The organism is Actinosynnema sp. NPDC023794 (assembly GCF_040639675.1).
Lineage (GTDB): Bacteria > Actinomycetota > Actinomycetes > Mycobacteriales > Pseudonocardiaceae > Actinosynnema > Actinosynnema luteola.
In genome coordinates, this window is sequence record NZ_JBFAFR010000001.1 from 904,483 (window position 1) to 924,836 (window position 20,354).

The window sequence follows — 20,354 nt, forward strand, 5'->3', positions numbered from 1 at the left end:
ACTGATCCACCCCCCACCACCGGCGGCGCCGCGGCACTTCCGCGCGCGCCCGGTGTCACGCGGTGGCGGGCGGCGCCACGCCGCCCGCCACCCACCGTGCCGCGACGAGGCGGCAGTCCACTTAGGACCACCCAGATGGAGAATCCCATGGACCTGAACGCTCCCGTCCTACCCGGTCCGCTCACCGGGCTGCGCATCGGCATCCTCATGGAGAGCGACTTCGTCGAGACGGAGATCGACTACTACCGCCTGCGGTTCGCCGAGGCGGGCGCCGAGGTGAAGCTCTACACCCGCCTGTGGGGCAACGAATCGCTGACCTTCACCGGCCGCGAGCTCGGCGGCGAGGTCGCGGTGGACGGCGACCTCGAAGCCCTCGACTACCACGAGCTGAACGCCCTGCACGCGCTGATCGTCCCGTCCGGCATGGTGTCGGACCGGCTCCGCTACAGCGAACGGCCCGGCGGCGTGGCGCCCGCGGTGCAGGTGATGCGCCGCGCGTTCCGCATCCCCCGGCTGCTGAAGGTGTTCTCCTGCCACGGCCTGTGGCTGATGTCCGCCGCGCCGGAGGTCATGGCCGGCCGCACGGTCACCTGCCACAACAACCTGGTCAGCGACGTGCGCAACATGGGCGCGGTGTACTCCGACACCGACGTGGCCGTCGACCGCGACCTGATCAGCACCCGCACCGTCGAGCACTGCCACCTGCTGGCCCGCACCGTCATCGAGCAGCTGTCCGCCAGGCTGGTGGCGGCGTGACCGCGGCGCCCGAACGCACCTACTCCGACCTCTACGGCGGCTACGTCGTCGAGTCCTCGGGCGACCGGCTGGTGCTGGACACGTTCGGCGGCGACCGCGAGGTCGTGCACCGCACGTCGGAGACCGCGGCCCAGCTGGTGCGCAACCTCGGTGAGCCCTACCGGGACGTCAACGGCCGGCTGGGCGAGCTGCTGAAGCCGGGCGCGATGGTGTTCAGCTTCGGCCCCGTCTACCCCGGCCCGCGCCGCCAGCAGGCGGAGCGGATCTGGCTCGTCGCCGACGACGCCGGCCGCCCGGTGTTCGACCGGCCCGACTGGTGGGTCGACCAGCTCCGCTCGCTGGCGCGGTTCTACCGCCGCGCGCAGTTCGGCACGGGCCCGGTCGACTTCACCGACTACCGCACGGTGCTGCGGCTGGGCGGCGACAAGACCGACTCGCACGTGCAGGAGACCGACACGATCTCCCGCCTGGTCTACGGCATGGCCACCGCGTACATGCTGACCGGCGACGAGGCGCACCTGGAGGTCGCCGAGCGCGGCTCCGAGTACCTGCGGGACAACCTGCGCTTCGTCGACGAGACCGACGTCGGCCGCCTGGTGTACTGGTACCACGGCCTGGAGGTCGACGGCGGCAGGCAGCGCAAGCTGTTCGCCTCGGAGTTCAGCGACGACGAGCTGACCATCCCGGCCTACGAGCAGATCTACGCGCTGGCCGGCCTGGTGCAGACCTACCGGCTCACCGGCACGCCCTGGCTGCGCGACGACATCGAGGCGACCATCCGGCTGTTCGAGCGGCACTACGCCGACCCGCGCCTGGGCGGCTACTTCTCGCACGTCGACCCGCTGACGCTGAGCCCGCACGCGGAGTCGTTGGGGCGCAACAGGTCCCGCAAGAACTGGAACTCCGTCGGCGACCACGCGCCGGCCTACCTGTTCAACCTGTACCTGGCCACCGGAGAGCAGCGCTACCTGCGGATGCTGGAGCACACGTTCGACATGATCGTGACCCACTTCCCCGACCGGGGCCCGGACGCGAGCCCGTTCGTGCGCGAGCGGTTCCACGCGGACTGGACGCCGGACAAGACGTGGGGCTGGCAGCAGGACCGCGCGGTGGTGGGGCACAACCTGAAGATCGCGTGGAACCTCACCCGGATGAACGCGCTGCGCCCCAAGAACGAGTACACGCGCACCGCCGCGCGGCTGGCCGCCACCATGCCGGGCGTCGGCCGCGACCCGCGGCGCGGCGGCTGGTACGACGTGCTGGAGCGGCAGGCCCGCGACGGGCGGCACGCGTTCGTCTGGCACGACCGCAAGGCGTGGTGGCAGCAGGAGCAGGCGATCCTGGCCTACCTGATCCTGGCGGGCTCGACCGGCGACGCGGAGTACCTCAAGCACGCGGCGGAGGCGGAGGCGTTCTACAACGCGTTCTTCCTCGACCACGACGACGGCGCGGTGTACTTCTCCGTGCAGGCCGCCGGCGCGCCGTACCTCGCGGGCCTGGAGCGCCTCAAGGGCAACCACTCCATGAGCATGTACCACTCCGCGGAGCTGTGCTACCTCGCGACCGTCTACAACAGACTGCTGTGGCACGGCGAGCCGCTCGACCTGTGGTTCTCGCCGGACCCGGACGCGGCGTTCCCGGGCGGCCTGCTGCGGGTGGCCCCGGACGCGTTGCCGCGCGGTCGGGTGGTGCTGGACAGCGTGCTCGTGGACGGCAGCCCGTACCGGGACTTCGACGCCGAGCGGATGACGGTGAAGCTGCCGGAGGGCACGGCCAGGCGGACGGTCCAGGTGCGCCTGCGACCTCTGGGGGAGGACGAACGGTGACGGTGACGGCGACGGGCCGCCTGGCCGGGCTCCGGCTCGCACCGGGCAGCCCCACCCCGTTCGGGGCGACCCCGACGGCGGACGGCGTGAACTTCGCGGTCGCCGCGGCGCGCGCGGACCGCATGTGGCTGGTGCTGATGGACCGCGACGACGGCTCGGTCCTCACCGAACTGGAGCTCCCGCCGGAGCACCGGGTCGGCGAGGTGTTCACCGCGCACGTGGTCGGCCTGGCGCCGGGGGACGCGGACTACGGGCTCCGGGTCGAGCGCGACGGCGAGCGCGGTCCCGTGCTGCTCGACCCGGACGCCCGGCTGCTGGCCGGCGCCGGCGAGTGGGGGCGGCGGCCGGCCTACCGGTCCCGGATCGCCACCCCGGACTTCGACTGGGGCGACGACCGGCCGCCGCGCGTGCGCACAGAGGACCTGGTGGTCTACGAGCTGCACGTGCGCGGCTTCACCCGGTCCGAAACGTCCGGGGTGGCAGCTCCCGGCACGTTCGCCGGGCTGGCCGAGAAGATCCCGTACCTGCGGTGGCTCGGGGTGAACTGCGTGGAGCTGATGCCGGTCTTCGAGTTCGACGAGACCGACAACGTCCACGTGCACCCGGAGACGGGCGTGCCGCTGCTCAACACGTGGGGCTACAGCCCGGTCGGCGTGTTCGCGCCCAAGGCGAACTACGCCGCCGGCGAACGCCCGGACGTGGAGCTGAAGGACCTGGTGAAGCGGCTGCACGCGGCGGGCATCGAGGTGATCCTGGACGTGGTCTTCAACCACACGTCCGAAGGGGACCACCGCGGGCCCACGCTGTCGCTGCGCGGCCTGGACGAGTCGTCCTACTACCTGCTCGACGAGGCAGGCAGGCACCGCAACTTCAGCGGCGCGGGCAACACGCTCAACGCCAACCACCCGCTCGTGCGGGAGTGGGTCGTGCGCAGCCTGCGCCACTGGGTGCACGAGTACCACGTGGACGGCTTCCGCTTCGACCTCGCCTCGGTGCTCACCCGGGGACGCGACGGCGCGCCGCTGGCCGACCCGCCGCTCGTGGCGGCGCTGGCCGCGGACCCCGTGCTGGCCGGCACGCGGCTGATCGCGGAGGCGTGGGACGCGGGCGGCCTCTACCAGGTCGGGGCCTTCCCGCACTACGGCCGGTGGATGGAGTGGAACGGGCGGTACCGCGACGCGCTGCGGGCGTTCCTGGTGGGACGCGGTGGAACCGCCGGTGACGTCGCCACCCGGCTCGTCGGATCGCCCGACCTCTACAGCGGGCGCGGCGCCACCGCGTCGGTCAACTTCATGACCTGCCACGACGGGTTCACGCTCGCCGACTGGGCGTCGTACGACCACAAGCACAACCACCTCAACGGCGAGGACGGCCGCGACGGCGAGAACCACAACGTCAGCTGGAACGGCGGCGTCGAGGGGCCGACCGACGACCCGGAGGTGCTCGGCACGAGGGCGCGGCAGGTGCGCAACGCGCTGTTGTTGCTGCTCACCAGTCGGGGCGTGCCGATGCTGCTGGCCGGCGACGAGTTCGGCCGCACGCAGGGCGGCAACAACAACGCCTACCCGCACGACGGTCCGTCGACCTGGGTCGACTGGTCGCTGGTCGACCGGAACCGGGACCTGGTCGAGTTCACCAGGGCCTGCCTGGAGTTCCGGCGGGCGCACCCGGTGCTGCGGCGTGCCGAGCACCCGCACGGCGACTCCACACCGGACGGCGGCTACCCGCCGGTCAGTTGGCACGGCGAGCGCGCCTGGCAACCCGATTGGTCGGCTGACTCGCACCTGGTGATCGCCATGATCCACGATTCGAATCCGGGGGACGCTGGATTGTCGGGGCGCTTGGATACTGTGGTCGTGGCCGCGAACGCCGGTTCGGAGGTCAAGGAAGTGGCTCTCCCCCAGCCACCCGCCGACAGCACGTGGCGCGTCTTCGCCAACACCGGATTCGTCCGGCCGCTCGACGCCGCGACGACGCTGCGCGACGGCCACGTCCTGCGCCTGCCCGCGCGGTCCACGGCCGTGCTGTGGGCGCACACACCGTCCGACGAGGAGGGTTCGGGATGAGCACGTCGGTCTACTCGGGGTCGAACGGCCGGTCGACCACGATCCACCTGGCAGGCGAAGTGGACGACGAGGCGCTGCCCCGTCTGCGGGACCTGCTCGACGAACTCGGCGGCGGGCAGGTGCGCCGCCTCGTGATCGAGATGCGCGAGGTGACCGGCCTGACGCCGGGCGCCGTCCGCGCCCTGGTCTACGCCCAGCAACGGCTGCCGGCGGGCGCCGAGGTCATCGTCGTCGGCGCGCGTCCGCCGGTGATGGCGGCGTTGGCGCTGGGCGGGTTGGGAGGCACCGCGACTCTGGCGAGCTAGTCATCGCCCGGAGCGCCGTGGCAGCACGGCGCCGGTGCGACGAAGGTCACGACAGAACCACTTGGGGGAGTTTCTGGTGGAGTTGCAGACGCATTTAGCTGGCGGTGCGCGAGCGTTCGCGCACCGGATGTTCCAGTCCATGCCGCGCGCCGACCAGCGCCGTTGGGCTGAGATCTACCTGTCCGGCCTCGTCAACGCGGTCGGGCGCAAGTCCATCAGCAAGATCGCCGAGCTGGCGGGCGGCGGATCGGCTGTCCAGTCGCTGCAGCAGTTCGTCAACCAGAGCCCGTGGGACTGGCGGCCGGTGCGCGAGGCGCTGGCGCTGTACCTCGTGGAGCGGTTGCCGGTGCGGGCTTGGTTGATCGGGTACGCGGTCATCCACAAGCGCGGCGACCACTCGGTGGGGGTCGAGCGCCGGTTCGTGCGTGACGCGGGTCGCCTGGTCAACTGCCAACTGGGGTTGAGCCTGCAACTGGACGTCGAGGAGACCGCCGTGCCGGTCAACTGGCGGTTGCTGCTGTCGAGGCGGTGGACCGAGGACGCGGAGCGGCGTCGTCGAACGAGGATCCCGGAGCACGAGGCCGGAATCTGCGCGCGCGGGCACATGCTGGGGATGCTCGACGAGTTGATCGCCTTGCGCGTGCCGGCCGCGCCGGTGGTGTTCGACGCCGCGGACATGCCCGCGGCAGCACGACTGCTGGACGACCTGACCGATCGCGGACTGGGGTACGTGATCGGCGTCAAAGGCGACGAGCGCCTCCTGGCCGAGCCGCACCTGCGCGCGGTGCCGGGGACCAGGCAGGCGGACCGGCGGGTCGGCCGGCGGGCGCTGAGCCCGTCGGAGTTCCTGCGGGGCTGGCGGGACCACCCGTCGTCCCACCGGGTCTGGCCGCAGTTGACCGGGCACGGCGCGGGCCGCGTCCAGGTCCGCGCGACGTCGGCTCGGCTGGTCGACACCGAGAGGCGTCAGGGGTCGCCGGTGAGGCTGGTCGCCGAGCGCCCGCTCGGCAGCACGGCGCCGACGAGGTACTGGATCACCAACCTGGTGGACCGGTCGGTGCCGGAGCTGTTCGACCTGATCGCCCGGAAGGACCGGGCGGACGCCAACGCGGCGCGCGACCCGTACGGCCTGCACGACTTCGAGGGCCGCAGCTACCAGGGCTGGCACCACCACATGACCATGGTGTCGGTGGCCCACGCGTACGCCCTGCTCACGGGCGCCCGCACGGAGACCGACTACCTGCCGTCGGAGAACGCCACGTCCTGACACCCGGTCCGGGGTGGCCCGCCGCAGCCGGCGGCGGGCCACCCCGGCGGAGCCCGGCCCGACTCAGGCGACCGCGCGTCGGGCGAGGATGTCGGCGAACAGCGCCCGCTGCTCCTCGGTCATCAGGTCCTTGTAGACCGGCAGGACCTGCATCTTGGTGATCACGAGGAACCACGCGTCGGGCTGTTCGTCGACGCGCTGGATCGTCGACCACGCCAGCCGCTGCTCGTACGACTCCGCCTTCACGGCGAAGCCGGCGTCGTCCAGGGTCAGCTCGTAGTCCTGCCGAGCGGAGGGGTTCAGCGCGCGCAGGCTCTGCCGCACCATGAACGGCTCCAGCGCGAAGGCGTACGCCAGGCCCAGGACGATCACCAGCACCGGCATCGGCCAGTCAATGCCGGTGAGCCACATCAGGGCGCCGGCCGGCACCATGATCAGGCCCACGATGCGCAACTTCTTGGTCTGCGGGCGCACCACGAACTTGAGGGAGCGACGCAGGCGCTGCTCGTCGTACGGGACGTGGACGGAAATCTGCACTCGCGGATGCTAGTCGAGGTCGCGCCGCGGGGGCCGCTGGTTTCTCCGCTTTCACCAGACGTGGTCGCCGCGTTCGAAACCCAGCAGCATGCGCTTGCGCTCGATACCGCCGCCGTAGCCGGTCAGGCCGCCGGTCGAGCCGACCACCCGGTGGCACGGCACGATGATGCTGACGGGGTTCTTGCCGTTGGCCAGCCCGACCGCGCGAAACGCGGTCGGGCGGCCGATGCGGGCCGCCAGCTCGCCGTACGACGTCGTCTCACCGTGCGGGATGTCCTTCAGCGCGTCCCACACGGTCCGCTGGAACGGGGTGCCCGCCATCGACAGCGGCAGGTCGAACCGCGTCCGCTTGCCCGCGAAGTACTCCTCCAACTGGGCGACCACCTCGCCGAACGGCGACGCGTCACGTTCGCCGAAGGTCTCCAGCGCCGGGCGGTGGCGGTGTTCTGGCAGGTAGAGGCCCGCGAGCACGCCGTCGCGCGCCACCAGCGTGAGCTCACCGACCGGGCTGTCGACCACCGCGTGCACGGCGACTGGGGTTGGCATGGGGCTCATTGTCCGACAGCCGGCCCGGAGTCCACTCGCGGTCAGCGCGTGAACACGCCGTTGAGGGCGCCGAAGTCGAGCGCGCCGCCGAGTTCGGTGTAGGTGCCCTTGGTCAGCACCTCCTCGGTGACGCGGTGCGCGAGGGAGTACGCGGCCTGCGCGACCGCCGTGCCGAGGCTGACGCGCCGCACGCCCACCGACTCGAGCTGGGCCACGGTCGGCGCGCCGGGGCCCGCCATCACGTTGACCGGCAACGGCGACGCCGCCACGACCGCCTTCAGCACGTCGAGGTCGACCAGGCCGGGGACGAACAGGCAGTCGGCGCCGGCCTCGGCGTACACGGCCGCACGGGCCAGCACGTCGTCCAGCCTGCCCTCGGCCTCGCCGACCTGGAACAGGAACACGTCGGTGCGGACGTTGACCACCAGCTCGGGCAACCCGGCCCGCGCCGCGGCCTCCCGTGCCGCGCGCAACCGGGCGGCCTGCTCCTCGGCGGAGAACAGCGGTACGCCGTACCCCTTGGAGTCCTCGATGTTCACGCCGACCGCGCCCGCGCCGACGACCGCCTCCACGGTCGCCGCGACGTCCTCGGGCGCGTGGCCGTAGCCGCCCTCGACGTCCGCGGTGACGGGCACGTCCACTGCGGCGGCGATCAGGCGCACGCGCTCGACCATCTCGTCCCGGGACAGGCCCTGCCCGTCGGGACGGCCCATCGCCCACGACACACCGCCGCTGGAGGTGGCGACCGCCTTCGCCCCGGCGCGCGCGATCAGGGCGGCGCTGCCCGCGTCCCAGGCGTTCGGGAGCACCAGCACGCCGTCCGCGTGCAGGTCGCGCAGCAGGTCCGCCTTGGTCTTGTTGCCGTGCATGGAGAAGTCACCTTCCGACGGTGTTGGGCGGCGGATCGTAACAGCCGTGGGCCGCGGTTCCCGACCGGTTTTCCACCCGCGCGCGGACGCGGCTCAGCCGAACCGGCCGTGCACGTACGAGAGCGCCCGCAGCGGCCACGTCGTCGGTGAAGAAGTCGAGGTGCGCCAACGCTTCCGCGCCCATGACGATCGGGTAGGCCACGATGGACACGAGCGCGCCGGCGCGAGGCCGTGCACGACCGCAGCGGCGAGCCGGTCGCGCCCGGAAATGGCCGTCCGCAGTCGCGTCCGCTCCGCGGCGCACGCGCGGGCGAACACGCGTCCGACGCGAACGTCGTCAGCCACCGCCGTCACCGTGCCTCCTCCCGTCGTGAGCGCGGGCTCGCGGCCGTGGTGCTCGACGCCGCTGTCGGCCAGTTCCTGCCCGCGCCGTAACACCTGGTCAGGCCGCACACCTCGATCACCGGTCGCCCTCGTCCCCGGCCGGCGCGACGATGACGCCGTCCTCGTCGTCGTCGACCCATTCGAGCAGGTCGCCCGGCTGGCACCCCAGCACCCGGCACATGGCCTCCAGCGTGCTGAACCGCACCGCCTTCGCCCGGCCGTTCTTCAGCACCGCCACGTTCGACGGCGTGAGCCCGATCCGCTCGGCGAACTCCCCGACGCTCATCTTGCGCTTGGCCAGCTCGACGTCGATGCGCACGATGATCGCCATCAGATCACCTGTTCCATGTCGGACCGCAGCGTGGTGGCCTGCCGCAGCAACGCGCGCATCACCACCACCAACAGCCCCACCACGGTGATGCCGATCGACATCAGGAACAGCACGAGCGGCACGCCGGGGTCGTCCGCGTTGAAGCCGACGTAGAGGAAGAAGCACTGGAACACCACCCACGCGGCGGCGATCGCCCGCACGATCGCGTCCACCCACTTCAACGACGACTCGCTGAAGATGCGGTCCTCCCGGACCAGGGTGAGCAACTTCCAGATGGACACGATGACCGCCTGGACGCACAGCACCCAGAACACCGACACGGCGGTCAGCGGCCACCTCAGGTACGCCAGGTCCGGCGACTCCTCGGCCATGCTCCGGAACTGGCCGGGCAGCGACATGACCTGGAACAGCACCAGGACGCCGAACATCAACACGAGGAACACCCGGAGCGCGACTACCGCTCGATGCGTCGTAACCATGCATCGAGTTTCGCGCGCTACCTATCGAATGTCAATTGGTACCTATCGAACCACGTTAAGTCAGCACGCCGTCACGGATCGTCAGGCACCCTCGCCCCCACCGTCCGACGTGGACGCCGAGATCGGCGCGGTCACCGCCGCCGCGCTCGCGGGGGTCACGACACCGGCCGGCGCGGCCACGTCCACGACCTTCGGACCGTGACGATCACCGACGTGCCGGCCGCGACTGGTCGACAACGAGGTGCGCTGCGCCGGCGCGGGCGGCGGCAACGTCGTCGTCGAACGGGTGCCGTCCAGGGGCAGGCGAACGGCCTGACCGACGAATCCGGACCCGCGGCCCCGCCGTGCCGCAGCACAACTGGGCGATGACGCACCTGTTCGCCGTGCCCGGCGACCGGGCGCCGTCGGGTCAGCGACGCCGGGGGTGCCCCAGCGCGGCGGGTGGTGTGTTGCCCGCCGTGGCGCCCTCGGCGTACTGCGGTGTCACGATGAAGACGAACTCGTGCACGCGGTCGGCGGCGAGCCGGTCCAGGACGTAGGACTCGCCGATGCGGATGCCGTTGCGCATCAGCAGTTCCTGGTGCACGGGGAACGCCGTGCCGTCGTCGTTGACCGGGTTGCCCAGCACTTCCAGGGCCCACGTGTCGCTGCCGACGATCGCGGGCCGGGAACGGGCGAGCCGGCGGGCCTCGCGGAGGTAGATGCCGGGCAACCCGCGTGCGCCCGCCCAGCGGGCGAGGTCGGCCGGGTCGCGGCGGGCCAGCAACTGGTTCCAGCCGGTGCGGAAGAGCACGACGTCACCGGGCTCCAGGCGGTGCACGCCGCCGAACTCCATGGCGTCCCGGATGTCCTCCAAGGTGATCCGGTAGTTCTCGCGCAGCAGCGGCCGGCCGTTGCTCGCGGGTTCGGCCAGGTCCTCGACGCGGTCGCGGGCGAGCTTCACCCCGAGCACGTCCAGCAGCACGCCCCGGGTGACCACCGGGCCCATGTGCTCGGCGCCGAGCCGAACGGTGCCGTGGCCGCGAGCGATGTCGGACCCGCGCAGGCCGTTGTAGAACAGGTCGGACGCGCCGATGTGGTTGAGGTTGTCGAGCTGGCTGCCGATCTGGTACGTCGCGGCGAGCGGTTTGGGGTGCCGGGGCGAGAACTCCGCCTCGAACCGCTCCTCGTGCACGCTCAGCCTGTTGCCGCCCAACGGTTCCAGCTGGACCAGGACCCCGCCCTGCTCGGCGAAACCCGGTGGCGGCGGGTAACCCCAGATCGTGAGCCGCTGCTCGTACGTGCGGCGCGGGTCGGTGCTGAAGGCCGGGAAGCCGTTCCACAGCAGCTCGCCGAGGTTGTACGTGGTGACCTCGCGGTGTGCGCGCAGCAGGCCGAGCGCGGCGGCGGTCTTGGCCGGGGTGACCTCGTTGAACGTGCCGCGCTGGTCGTCGGGCCCGTACCGGCTCGGCGCCCAGTCGGCCAGGTTCGCCGGGTCGGCGTAGTCGAACGGCGTGTCGTCCGGCCGGCCGGTCTCGGCGGGAGCGGCCCCCGCGGGAGCGGCTTCGGCGGGAGCGCCCACCAGGCCGGCGGCACCGGCCGCACCGGCCATCTTGAGCACGTCACGGCGTCCGAAGCGGTGCTCGGCGAGGTAGTTGCGCAGCAGGTCCGGGTTCACTCGGCGGCTCCTTCAGCGGTGGGCAACCCCTCAGCCCTATCGAATGCGCCCATGGACCGCAACGGACGTCACCTCTACGCGTGAACGATCCGTGCGGCAGGCACCTGCTCCGAGGATTGCCCGGTGATCCATTTGGGCACACCACCTTGGTGATGACGACACGTGAGGCGCGGCAGGTGGTGGTCGCCGAGCGGTTCGTGGTGCGGAGTGCGGCGTCGTGGGTGGCGGCTGCCGCGGCCGGTGTCGCGTTCGCGGTGGTCATGGTGTCCGTGTGGGCGGAGTGGGCGCCCGTGCGCGAGGTCGACCAGGCGATCTCGGACGGGCTCACGCGGTGGGTCGGCGGGTCGGGAGGTCTCGTCTCGGCGATGAGCGCGATCACGCGGCTCGGCGACACGGCGACGCTCACCGGGGTGACCGCGCTGGCGGCGGCTTGGCTGCTCCTGCGCCGGCGGCCGTGGATGGCGGCGCACGTGGTCGTCACGGCGCTCGGTGGCGGGTTGCTCGGCGTGGTGGTGAAGGAGCTGGTCGAGCGGCTGCGCCCGCTGGTCGACGTCGAGGTGGCCACCGCTCCGGGCTGGAGCTTCCCCAGCGGTCACACGCTGGGAGCCACCGTGACGTACGGCGTGCTGCTGCTGGTGTTCGCTTCCGTTCGGCGGGCCCGTCGCGTGTTGGTCCCGCTGGTGGTCGCGGTCGTGGTGGTGGTCGGCTTCACGAGGGTCGCGCTCGGCGTGCACTTCGCCACCGACGTGCTCGGCGGGTGGTTGCTCGGCCTGGTGTGGCTGGCCCTGACCACCGAGGTGTTCCGCCGGTGGCGGCGTGACGAAGGGCTGCCGGACGTGCCGCTGTCCCGCGGTTTGGCGCCGGAAGCGGCGGACGACCTCCGGCCCGTCTCCGGACGCCGGGTCCGGGTGCCGGCCGACGTCCGGCTCGTGGCGGCCCGGCTGCTGGTCGCGTGGGGCCTGCTGCTCGGCGCGTTGTCCGCCCTCGGCTCGTGGCTGACCGCCGCCGGGCCGGACGTGCCGACCGCGTGGGACCGGGCCGTCGTCGACTGGATCGCCGAACGCCGCGTCCCCGGCTGGAACGCGGCGATGGACCAGGTCGAGACCTTCAGCGGCACGTGGCCGGTGATCGGGGCCGCGGTGGTCGTCTGCGTGCTCGCGTTGGCCAGGACGCGCTCCTGGCGGCCCGTGCTGCTGGTCGCGCTGGGGATGCTGGGCGAGGTCACGCTGTTCCTGATCACCACCTCGATCGTCGACCGCGCCCGTCCGGCGGCCAAGCTCCCCGACGACCTGCCGCCCACGTCGAGCTTCCCGTCCGGTCACGTCGCCGCGTCGTTGGTCCTCGGCACGACGGTGGCCGTCCTGGTCGTGCGCGGCACGCGGAAGTGGTGGCGGTGGGTGGTGGTGGCGACGGCCCTGGCGATACCGGTGGTGGTCGCCGCGCAACGCCTCTACTCGGGCGTCCACTACCCCACCGACCTGCTCGGCAGCCTCCTGCTGGCCCTGCCCTGGGTCACCGCGGTGGCCCTGTCGACGGTCTGCGCACCGACGCCTGCGCCAGGTTCGGCCCGGTAGCGGCACCCCGCGTGCGCTGTCAGGACGCGGCGAACAGCGGGGTGAGGGCGGCGACCAGGTCGGTGACCAGCGCGGCGGCCCTCGGGTACCCGGTGGCGCTGTCGTGCCCGGTCAGCACGGCGACGACGTAACGGCGGTCGACCACGCCGGTGGTGTTGAGCACCCGCAGGCCGTCGTAGCAGCACGCCCAGCCCTGCTTCACGGCCCACTGGTGCGCGCCGACGGCGTCGGGGATGCCGAAGGTCTGGTCGAAACCGTCCGCACCGGTCGGCGTCGCGCCCTCCAGCGCGGGCACGATCACCCCGGCGTGCCGCGATCGCAGCACGTACCGGTAGACGGCGACGACGTCGCGCGCGGTCATCCGGGTATCGCCCCACTGGTTCGGGTCGGCCGGCGGCGACAGGCCCGGCAGCCCGATCTCCTCCGCCCAGCGGCGCGGGATCGACGTGCGCCACAGGCGGTTGGCGATGTCGTCGTCACTGGTGGCGATCATCCGGGCCACGTCACGGGCCGGCGCGGCGCCGCGGTCCAGCGCGTCGAGCGCGATCAGCAGCTTCACCACGGACGCCGTCGGGAACGGCTGGTCAGGGCGTTCGGCGAACAGGTCCGCGCCCGAGCGCAGGTCGAGCACCAGGACACCGCGACGCACCGACGGCGCGAGCCCGGCCAAGCTCACCGGCTCCGGCTCCGGCTCCGGTATCGGTATCGGCTCTGGCTCCGGTATCGGCGTGGGCTCGGGCGTCGGCTCGACCCACGCCGTCACCTCGGGCGAGGTCACGGTCGTGCCCGGCGCGCCGACCGTGACCGCCACCGACAACACCTCGGCTCCGGCCCGCGGCGAGGCGTCCTCGCCCTGGGCCAGACCGGTGACGACCATCGCCACCACCGCGCCGACGCACATCGCCACCAACCCGCTCTGCGCTCTGTCCACACCCCTTCAACGCCGGTGGTGCGGCGAAATGTTGACCGGAAGTCGAGGCAACCTCACAACCGCTCGCGCGTCCTGCGCGCGACCGGACCGGGCCGCGAAGGGCCGCGCCGGAGCGCCGGAGCACAACGATCCGTGCCATTCGAAACCATTCGAAGTCGAATGCGGTCGAATAGCGGAGAAGGCACGCACACCGCTCGCATTTCCGAGCGATCCGGAATACCCGAAAACTAATCCATTGAACGTTAAAGCTCTTCACCACAAGTCACTTCCCTGCTAGCGTCCGATTTCTGGAAACGTTCCCAGGAATCCCGCCGCCACCTGTTCTGATCATCCGACCAGGGAGCCGAAGATGCCACTGAAGTCATCACCAGGCCTGACCGGCAGGCGGCGGGCACGTCGCGGGTTCGCGGCGACCGCGGCGTTCGCCTTCGCCGCGGCCATGGCGCTCGGAACGGGCCCGGCCGCCGCCGACGTGACCGCCGCGGCGCGCGTGGACAACCCGTACGCCGGCGCGTCGGTGTACGTGAACCCGGACTGGTCCGCGAAGGCGCGGGCCGACGGCGGGTCGGCCGTCGCCAACCAGCCGACGTTCGTCTGGATGGACCGGATCGCCGCGATCAACGGCACGACCGGCGCCCGCGGCCTGCGCGCGCACCTGGACAACGCCCTGAGCCAGGCGGCCGGGCGCACGATGGTCGTGCAGTTCGTCATCTACAACCTGCCCGGCCGCGACTGCGCCGCGCTCGCGTCCAACGGCGAGCTGGGCCCGGACGACCTGCCGCGCTACAAGTCCGAGTACATCGACCCGATCGCCGCGATCATGGGCGAGTCGAAGTACGCGAACCTGCGCATCGTGACGATCATCGAGATCGACTCGCTGCCCAACCTGGTGACGAACGTCGGCAGCCGCCCGACCGCCACCGCCATGTGCGACCGGATGCTGCAGAACGGCAACTACGTCAACGGCGTCGGGTACGCGCTGGCGAAGCTCGGCGCGATCGGCAACGTCTACAACTACATCGACGCCGCCCACCACGGCTGGATCGGGTGGGACGACAACTTCGGCACCTCCGCGACGTTGTTCGCCCAGGCCGCACGCGCGTCGGGCAGCACGGTGAACAACGTCACCGGTTTCATCGCGAACACGGCGAACTACGGTGTGCTGAAAGAAGACCACTTCACGATCAACGACACCGTGAACGGCACTTCCGTGCGCCAGTCGAAGTGGGTGGACTGGAACCGCTACGTGGATGAGCTGTCGTTCGCCCAGGCGTTCCGCACGCAATTGATCAGCGCCGGGTTCCCGTCGAACATCGGCATGCTGATCGACACCTCGCGCAACGGCTGGGGCGGTTCCCAGCGCCCGACCGCGAAGGGGCCGACGACGAGCGTGGACGCGTACGTCAACGGCGGCCGGTACGACCGGCGCATCCACCTCGGCAACTGGTGCAACCAGTCCGGCGCGGGCATCGGCGAACGGCCGAAGGCGAGCCCGGCCGCGGGCATCGACGCCTACGTGTGGGCCAAGCCGCCGGGCGAGTCCGACGGCGCGAGCCGGGAGATCCCGAACAACGAGGGCAAGGGCTTCGACCGGATGTGCGACCCCACGTACACCGGCAACGCCCGCAACGGCAACAACATGTCCGGCGCGCTCGCCAACGCCCCGCTGTCCGGTCACTGGTTCTCCGCCCAGTTCCGCCAACTGATCGCCAACGCCCACCCGCGGCTCTGAGCCCCGACGTGACGGGGGTTCCGGGCCGTTCCGGAACCCCCGTCCGCCTGAGCGGCCGGCCGCGCCCAGCGCCTCGGCCGACCAGGCGGGTCCGTGGGTGAGTGATCCGTCAGCCCGTGGCGATCTGCCGTTCCGCCAACCGCTCCGCCGCCTGACGGCGTCCCGGCGTGAAGGGGTCGGTGGGCGCGCCGCGATCGGGCGCGTCCACCCAGCCGCCGATCTTCTCCGCGACCCGGGTCAGCGCCGGGTCGTCGGGCCTCACGTCGACCCGGAAGTGGCCCTCCTTCGGGGTCCTCCGGGAGTCACCGCCCCAGCGGACCACGCCCTCGCACTCGGCCAGGACGTCCCGGACGATCGCCACCTCGTGCGGGAACAGGCCGCCGGTCGCACCCGCCGGGTAGCTCGCGGGCCGGAGGGCGATGGCGGTCCCCGAGCGGTAGTCCGCGGCGAACGGCGTGCCGGCCGGTGGTTCGGCGTAGCCGGTGATGTCGTTCGCGCCCAGCGCGCCCACCTCGTAGTGGAACCGCCGGGCGACGTGCAGCAGCACGACGGCGGACGGCCCGGACAGCAGCGTCACGGACGCGTTGGAGCCCTCGACCGGGTACGTGGCGAGGTCGTCCGGGCGGGCAGGCGGGTTGGTGGGCGGCGCGGCGGAGGCCGCGGGCGGCACGGCCAGGCCGACCGACGCGACGACCGCGAGGCTGCCGGTGACGGCGAGGAACCGGCGACGCCCGAGCCGGCTCACGTCGGGTTCGTTCATGGTGGCTCACTGCTCCTTGCGGGATCGGGGGTTTCGGCGGGCGGCGACGGCCAGGCACGCGAACAGCGCAGCCGAGCCGAGCAGCACGACCACCGTCGGGTTGACGCAGGCGGGCACCAGGTCCTGGTAGGCGTTGCACGTGCGGGACAGCGGGAAGTAGGTCACCTGCCCGTGGGCCGGATCCCACCCGCCGCGCTCCAGGTCGCACGTCTCCCGGATGTCCGGCGTGTACAGGTGGATCGCACCCCAGGCGTACACCAGGAACGCCGCGAGCGGCGCGCACGACGCGGCGACCGCCCAGCGCCGGGCCGTTCCCGGAACTCCCACGGATCCCTCCCCGCACGCCGCGCGGGGCGTGCCGTCAGCTGCGCGACAACCTCTCGATCGTCTCCGCATAGCCTTGCAGGAACGGCTCCAGCTTGGCCGCGGGCAGCTGCGCGGGCAGCAGGCAGACGCCGCCGGTCCTGCGGATCGCGGCTTCGGTGAGCGCGGCGAGCTGCGCGTCGGCCGTGCTGCCGCCCAGCGCGTTCCAGGCGGCGTCGCGGACGCCGGTCACCGTCCCCCCGTGGCGGTTGGCGTAGAACTGCCGGAACCTGGTCCGGTGACCGTCGGTCAGGTGGGCCCGGATCGCCTGGTCGATCCTGGCGCCGTTGCGCACCGCGCTGCCGATCAGGTAGCCGTCCACGTCCTCCACGAGGTCGTTGAGCGGGAACGACGACAGCACGTTGATCTTGGCGAGGCGGTCGGCGCAGAACGCGTACCCCGAAGCGTACTCGTCGCCGTGCGACCGCCACTCGCCGTAGAACGTGGCCAGGTCGCCCGCCCAGCCGCCGAAGTCGCCGCGTCCGCCGTTCCCCCTGAGGTACACCGCGTTGGCGGTGGCGCCGAAGTGGTCGACGTCGACCGTGATGCCGAGCGACGGGTCCACATAGGACTCGACCCGGGCCGGCGCGTGCGCCCGCGCGTGGTCGACCCACGCCTGGTCGACGTCGCCGATCAAGGCCTCCCAACCGGACCATGCGCCGTTGTACGTGGGGTGGCGCAGGTACTCCATGACCCGCCGGTTCGCGTCGCCGCCGTAGGCCAGCGCGGTCGCGTACAGGCCGTCGATGTACCTCAGGTAGGCGTCCACGGGTGAATCACCGCCGCCGACGTTCTCCCGGCCGACGCCCGGGTCGTTGCCCCGGCGGACGTCGCGGTCGAGCGCGAAGACGTCGCCGCCCGCGTCGAAGTCGAACTCCTTGATCTGGTTGAACGACCAGTTCGCGGGCAGCGGGAAGCCCAGGTTGCCGGAGAAGCCCCACGACATGCCGGACACGAACGAGTACCGGGCGAACGCCTGGTCGCTGACCTGCGCGCACACGTTGCGCGAACCGTAGACACCGGCGACGTACCGCTTGCCGCGCGTGCCCAGACCGGCCTGGATGCCCTGGAAGTAGGGGATGATGTGGCTCGCGATCTGCTCGCCGGTGGCGTCGTAGTCGACCGCGAAGTAGATCACCGTGCCCCGGTTGAAGCCGTAGCCCACGGCCCGGTCGTGCGCGCGCAGCGCGTGGTCGTAGCCGTTGGACCAGGTGAAGTCGTCGACCGTGTCGGCGGCGTACTGCGAGATGGGGAACACGCGCAGGCCACCGGCGAAGATGGCGTCCAGCTCGCCGGGCTGGATCTCCTTGTCGAGCGTGCTCCACGGGTCTTCGTCGAGGTAGCGGCCGACCACCTCGTAGCCCGCGGCCTTCAGCGCCCGCGCGCGGGCGACGCTGATGTGGAACCGGGTGTCGCTCGCGGCGGCGGGGCGGTCCGGGTCACCGGTCGACACCAGCAACTGCGCCCACGTGGCGTAGTCGCCGATACCGGTGCGGGCGAGCACGGAGAAGTCCTGGAACCTGGTCACGAAGTCGCTCAGCGCCGCGTCCCAGCCGGAGGTGAACGCGGCGAACACACCGCCGACGCCGCCGTTGAACACGCAGGCGGCGCTGAACAGCCGCACCCAGGCCGCCGGGGAACCGGGCCGCACGGTGTTGTTGCGCAGGCCGTTCTGGGTGCCCGGCCCGAAGTGGCCGGTGGCCTGGTCCTCCGGGATGCCGATCTGGTACTGGATGGCCCGCATCAGGGCGACCTGCACGTCCCGCGTGTAGTGACCGTCGCACGGGATGACGAAGAACGTCGACTTGGTGATGTAGGTGGCGTTGAGCCAGCGCTGCACCTCCCGCACCGCCACCCGCCCGCCGGACAGCAGCACGTAGGCGTCCATGTTGAGGATCGCCTTGAAGATCTTCGGCGGGATGTGGCCGTCGGAGGTGAACCCGATGTTGCTCTTGAGGTCGCGCACCGCCTCGTACAGGCCGTTGTCGAAGACGCCGTTCGACGTGTCGCCCGCCGAATAGCCCTTGCAGAACAGGCCGTACTTCGCGATCCGCACGATGTTCGCGTTGGGATAGTTCGGGCCGACGTTGCCCCGCTCGGCGAGTTTGCCCAACGTGGTCGGGCCGAACGCGTCGGAAAGGGCCGTGATGCCGAGTTCGTGCTGGAGCGCGCGGGTCAGGGAGAACATGACCGCCCAGCCGGTCACACCGGTTTCCGCGCAGCGCTCGTAGCCCGGCACCGAGCCGTAGGTCGAGTTCACCCAGCGTTGGGCTTCGAGCACCTTCGGGTCAGCCATCGTCCGTGTCCCCCGGGATCGTTCGGTCCGCCACCCGCTGTCCGGGCACGGCTTCGCTCCCGCCGGCGGGACGACGGACACCGGCAACCCGGTCGGCTGCGCCTTCCCTCTCCGGCTCAATTCCCGGAATGCATTCGGAACCGGGTGCCCGAAGATTCCGGACAGCACCGCACCGAGCACTGAGGGAATCAGGAGAAGCAGCGAATCGAAATCACGTCACCGGCCCCATCGCACCGCCCCCTCGGCAGCGAAAATGAAGCTATCCACGCCCCGAAGAAGTGTCAACGATCGGATCGGCGCTTTCACATCTCCTTGATCCACCGGCCCGCTGCCGCCAGCACGGACGGCGCGAGCGCGTCGGCGATGAGCGCGTAACCGGCGGGCGAGGGGTGGAAGCGGTCCGCGGAGAACAGGGTCGGGTCGGTGGCGAACCGGTCGAAGAGGTCGGCCCCGGCCGCCGCCACCGCACCGCCGGCGCGGACCACCGCGTCGGCCTGCACGCGTGCGTAGAGACCGCTGGCCTGCGACACGAAAGCGCGGTACGCGGGCGGCACGTGCGAGACGACGCCGAGGTCCGGCGCCGTCGCCACCACCACCTGACCGCCCGCCCGGCGCAGGCCGAGCACGGCGTCGTGCAACAAACCCGCGCCCACCGCCGGCGGCGTGAACGACGTGAGGTCGTTCGCCCCGATCACGACCAGCGCCACGTCGACCCCCGTCCGCACCGCCGCGCGCACCTGCGCGTCCAGCCCGGAAGACCGCGCACCGGACACCGCGTGCACGCCGAGGTCGACGTGGTGCCCCGCCGAGCGGAGCACCACGGCCAACCGCTCGCCCAACGTCTCCTCGGGCCGGCTGCACCCCACGCCGGCGGCCAGCGAATCACCGAGGACGCGGAACCGGCAGCTCACCACTGCCGACACCCGGACCCGCCCCGGTGCTCCCGCGCGGTCACGTGCACGCGGCGGTGAGGTCGGCGACCTTGGTGGCCTTGTCCTCCAGCCACGCGGCCGGCTGGAGGACGAGGTCGTCCAGCGTCACCGCGCGCAGCGTCGTGGCCATGGCGGTGATGGCCTCGTTGACCGTCGTGTCGGCGGCGTTCGCGGCCAGCGCGCTCAGGTTGTCCGCCGCGGAGTGCGCCTGCTCGACGGCCTGCTCCGGGCTGGTGGTGTCGAAGGCGGTGGTGGCCTGCGCCAACGCCTCCGTGCACACCTGGACCGTGGACGCGGTGTCGGCGACGGCCCCGGCTGCCTGCGAGGCTTCCTGGAGCGCGCCGCAGGCGGTCAGCGCGGTGACGGCGGCGATCGTGGTGACGGCGGCGGCTAGACGGGCAGTGGCGCGCATGGCGTCCTCCTCCGGCTCAGATCCCGAACCAGAGGTCTCCCCGACCGCCGACCGCGGCGGCGCCGTGACCGGACCGCTGCGGAGCGGCCGTAATGACGATCACGGGCAGAGTGGGTACTCCCCTCTGCCACCAGGATGCCGGTCCGACCGCGCGGTGGTCAAAGTGACGCACGCAACGTCCTCGTTGCGCGCCGACGGGGCAACCTGTCGGCGCGCCACGAGTCGGGCCCGCGGCCGGTGCGCCCACCCGGTCGGGCGTCACGTCGATCAGCCACACGTCGAGCAGCAGGGCCGTGCACGGTGCCGGAGACCGCGTTGCCGCTCACGCCGG

General features: G+C 71.8%; 20 protein-coding genes. 7 read left to right on the forward strand and 13 right to left on the reverse strand.

The genetic code is table 11. The features are described from left to right. The first annotated feature begins 147 nt into the window (after positions 1-147). The 5 genes from AB0H12_RS04110 to AB0H12_RS04130 all read left to right on the forward strand — a co-directional run bounded on the left by AB0H12_RS04110 (position 148) and on the right by AB0H12_RS04130 (position 6,220). A complete protein-coding gene (locus AB0H12_RS04110; protein ID WP_498785132.1) occupies positions 148-756 on the forward strand; it encodes a DJ-1/PfpI family protein in 609 nt (202 codons plus the stop codon). Beyond that, positions 753-2,582 (forward strand): AGE family epimerase/isomerase, encoded by a 1,830-nt coding sequence (locus AB0H12_RS04115; RefSeq protein ID WP_499620669.1) that lies wholly within the window; start codon positions 753-755, stop codon positions 2,580-2,582. Before AB0H12_RS04110 ends, AB0H12_RS04115 begins: the two co-directional genes overlap by 4 nt. Then, the gene (locus tag AB0H12_RS04120; RefSeq protein ID WP_499620670.1) at positions 2,579-4,648 is read left to right on the forward strand and encodes a glycogen debranching protein; all 2,070 of its coding nucleotides are present in this window, start codon (positions 2,579-2,581) and stop codon (positions 4,646-4,648) included. The genes AB0H12_RS04115 and AB0H12_RS04120 overlap by 4 nt, the downstream gene beginning before the upstream one ends. After that, positions 4,645-4,953 carry an STAS domain-containing protein gene (locus AB0H12_RS04125; protein ID WP_230571691.1) on the forward strand — a complete coding sequence of 103 codons (309 nt, stop codon included), beginning with the start codon at positions 4,645-4,647 and terminating at the stop codon, positions 4,951-4,953. Before AB0H12_RS04120 ends, AB0H12_RS04125 begins: the two co-directional genes overlap by 4 nt. A gap of 76 nt (positions 4,954-5,029) precedes the next feature. Further along, positions 5,030-6,220, forward strand: coding sequence for an IS701 family transposase (locus tag AB0H12_RS04130; protein ID WP_499620671.1), 1,191 nt, complete (start codon positions 5,030-5,032; stop codon positions 6,218-6,220). Between the two features lie 63 nt (positions 6,221-6,283). Here the strand turns inward: AB0H12_RS04130 and AB0H12_RS04135 are convergent, their stop codons facing one another. The 7 genes from AB0H12_RS04135 to AB0H12_RS04165 form a co-directional block, all read right to left on the reverse strand. Next, positions 6,284-6,757 (reverse strand): YcxB family protein, encoded by a 474-nt coding sequence (locus AB0H12_RS04135; protein ID WP_499620672.1) that lies wholly within the window; start codon positions 6,755-6,757, stop codon positions 6,284-6,286. A 51-nt stretch (positions 6,758-6,808) separates the two neighbouring features. After that, the gene (locus tag AB0H12_RS04140) at positions 6,809-7,312 is read right to left on the reverse strand and encodes a methylated-DNA--[protein]-cysteine S-methyltransferase (RefSeq protein ID WP_499620673.1); all 504 of its coding nucleotides are present in this window, start codon (positions 7,310-7,312) and stop codon (positions 6,809-6,811) included. Positions 7,313-7,344: 32 nt separating this feature from the next. Further along, positions 7,345-8,172, reverse strand: coding sequence for an isocitrate lyase/PEP mutase family protein (locus AB0H12_RS04145; RefSeq protein WP_499620675.1), 828 nt, complete (start codon positions 8,170-8,172; stop codon positions 7,345-7,347). 7 nt (positions 8,173-8,179) lie between these two features. Continuing rightward, complete coding sequence (locus tag AB0H12_RS04150; RefSeq protein WP_499620676.1) at positions 8,180-8,374, reverse strand: hypothetical protein; 195 nt, start codon at positions 8,372-8,374, stop codon at positions 8,180-8,182. A gap of 258 nt (positions 8,375-8,632) precedes the next feature. Beyond that, complete coding sequence (locus tag AB0H12_RS04155; RefSeq protein ID WP_499620678.1) at positions 8,633-8,887, reverse strand: helix-turn-helix domain-containing protein; 255 nt, start codon at positions 8,885-8,887, stop codon at positions 8,633-8,635. Continuing rightward, positions 8,887-9,366 (reverse strand): DUF2975 domain-containing protein, encoded by a 480-nt coding sequence (locus tag AB0H12_RS04160; RefSeq protein WP_499620680.1) that lies wholly within the window; start codon positions 9,364-9,366, stop codon positions 8,887-8,889. The genes AB0H12_RS04155 and AB0H12_RS04160 overlap by 1 nt, the downstream gene beginning before the upstream one ends. A gap of 409 nt (positions 9,367-9,775) precedes the next feature. Next, entirely contained in the window at positions 9,776-11,023 is a 1,248-nt protein-coding gene (locus AB0H12_RS04165) for a cyclase family protein (protein ID WP_499620682.1), read from the reverse strand. Positions 11,024-11,175: 152 nt separating this feature from the next. Here AB0H12_RS04165 and AB0H12_RS04170 point away from each other — a divergent pair, with 152 nt between their 5' ends. Next, complete coding sequence (locus AB0H12_RS04170) at positions 11,176-12,597, forward strand: phosphatase PAP2 family protein (protein WP_499620683.1); 1,422 nt, start codon at positions 11,176-11,178, stop codon at positions 12,595-12,597. A gap of 19 nt (positions 12,598-12,616) precedes the next feature. Here AB0H12_RS04170 and AB0H12_RS04175 read toward each other — a convergent pair whose 3' ends face one another. Then, a complete protein-coding gene (locus tag AB0H12_RS04175; protein WP_499620685.1) occupies positions 12,617-13,528 on the reverse strand; it encodes a serine hydrolase in 912 nt (303 codons plus the stop codon). Between the two features lie 349 nt (positions 13,529-13,877). Here AB0H12_RS04175 and AB0H12_RS04180 point away from each other — a divergent pair, with 349 nt between their 5' ends. Beyond that, on the forward strand, positions 13,878-15,260 hold the full coding sequence (locus AB0H12_RS04180; protein WP_499620686.1) for a glycoside hydrolase family 6 protein: 1,383 nt from the start codon (positions 13,878-13,880) through the stop codon (positions 15,258-15,260). Positions 15,261-15,369: 109 nt separating this feature from the next. Here the strand turns inward: AB0H12_RS04180 and AB0H12_RS04185 are convergent, their stop codons facing one another. The 5 genes from AB0H12_RS04185 to AB0H12_RS04205 all read right to left on the reverse strand — a co-directional run bounded on the left by AB0H12_RS04185 (position 15,370) and on the right by AB0H12_RS04205 (position 20,023). Beyond that, the gene (locus tag AB0H12_RS04185) at positions 15,370-16,020 is read right to left on the reverse strand and encodes a hypothetical protein (protein ID WP_499620687.1); all 651 of its coding nucleotides are present in this window, start codon (positions 16,018-16,020) and stop codon (positions 15,370-15,372) included. A 6-nt stretch (positions 16,021-16,026) separates the two neighbouring features. Next, complete coding sequence (locus tag AB0H12_RS04190; protein ID WP_499620688.1) at positions 16,027-16,347, reverse strand: hypothetical protein; 321 nt, start codon at positions 16,345-16,347, stop codon at positions 16,027-16,029. Positions 16,348-16,381: 34 nt separating this feature from the next. Beyond that, entirely contained in the window at positions 16,382-18,679 is a 2,298-nt protein-coding gene (locus tag AB0H12_RS04195) for a glycoside hydrolase domain-containing protein (RefSeq protein ID WP_499620690.1), read from the reverse strand. A 302-nt stretch (positions 18,680-18,981) separates the two neighbouring features. Continuing rightward, entirely contained in the window at positions 18,982-19,602 is a 621-nt protein-coding gene (locus AB0H12_RS04200) for an SGNH/GDSL hydrolase family protein (protein WP_499620693.1), read from the reverse strand. Between the two features lie 28 nt (positions 19,603-19,630). After that, positions 19,631-20,023 (reverse strand): bacteriophage spanin2 family protein, encoded by a 393-nt coding sequence (locus AB0H12_RS04205; protein WP_499620695.1) that lies wholly within the window; start codon positions 20,021-20,023, stop codon positions 19,631-19,633. Positions 20,024-20,354: the final 331 nt, after the last annotated feature.

Excerpts from the sequence above, each read along its gene's own strand:
- AB0H12_RS04170 (WP_499620683.1), top strand. The coding sequence starts at position 11,176 with ATGACGACACGTGAGGCGCGGCAGGTGGTGGTCGCCGAGCGGTTCGTG.
- AB0H12_RS04155 (WP_499620678.1), bottom strand. The coding sequence starts at position 8,887 with ATGGCGATCATCGTGCGCATCGACGTCGAGCTGGCCAAGCGCAAGATG.
- AB0H12_RS04180 (WP_499620686.1), top strand. The coding sequence starts at position 13,878 with ATGCCACTGAAGTCATCACCAGGCCTGACCGGCAGGCGGCGGGCACGT.
- AB0H12_RS04110 (WP_498785132.1), top strand. The coding sequence starts at position 148 with ATGGACCTGAACGCTCCCGTCCTACCCGGTCCGCTCACCGGGCTGCGC.
- AB0H12_RS04205 (WP_499620695.1), bottom strand. The coding sequence starts at position 20,023 with ATGCGCGCCACTGCCCGTCTAGCCGCCGCCGTCACCACGATCGCCGCC.
- AB0H12_RS04160 (WP_499620680.1), bottom strand. The coding sequence starts at position 9,366 with ATGGTTACGACGCATCGAGCGGTAGTCGCGCTCCGGGTGTTCCTCGTG.
- AB0H12_RS04145 (WP_499620675.1), bottom strand. The coding sequence starts at position 8,172 with ATGCACGGCAACAAGACCAAGGCGGACCTGCTGCGCGACCTGCACGCG.
- AB0H12_RS04125 (WP_230571691.1), top strand. The coding sequence starts at position 4,645 with ATGAGCACGTCGGTCTACTCGGGGTCGAACGGCCGGTCGACCACGATC.
- AB0H12_RS04140 (WP_499620673.1), bottom strand. The coding sequence starts at position 7,312 with ATGAGCCCCATGCCAACCCCAGTCGCCGTGCACGCGGTGGTCGACAGC.
- AB0H12_RS04195 (WP_499620690.1), bottom strand. The coding sequence starts at position 18,679 with ATGGCTGACCCGAAGGTGCTCGAAGCCCAACGCTGGGTGAACTCGACC.
- AB0H12_RS04185 (WP_499620687.1), bottom strand. The coding sequence starts at position 16,020 with ATGAACGAACCCGACGTGAGCCGGCTCGGGCGTCGCCGGTTCCTCGCC.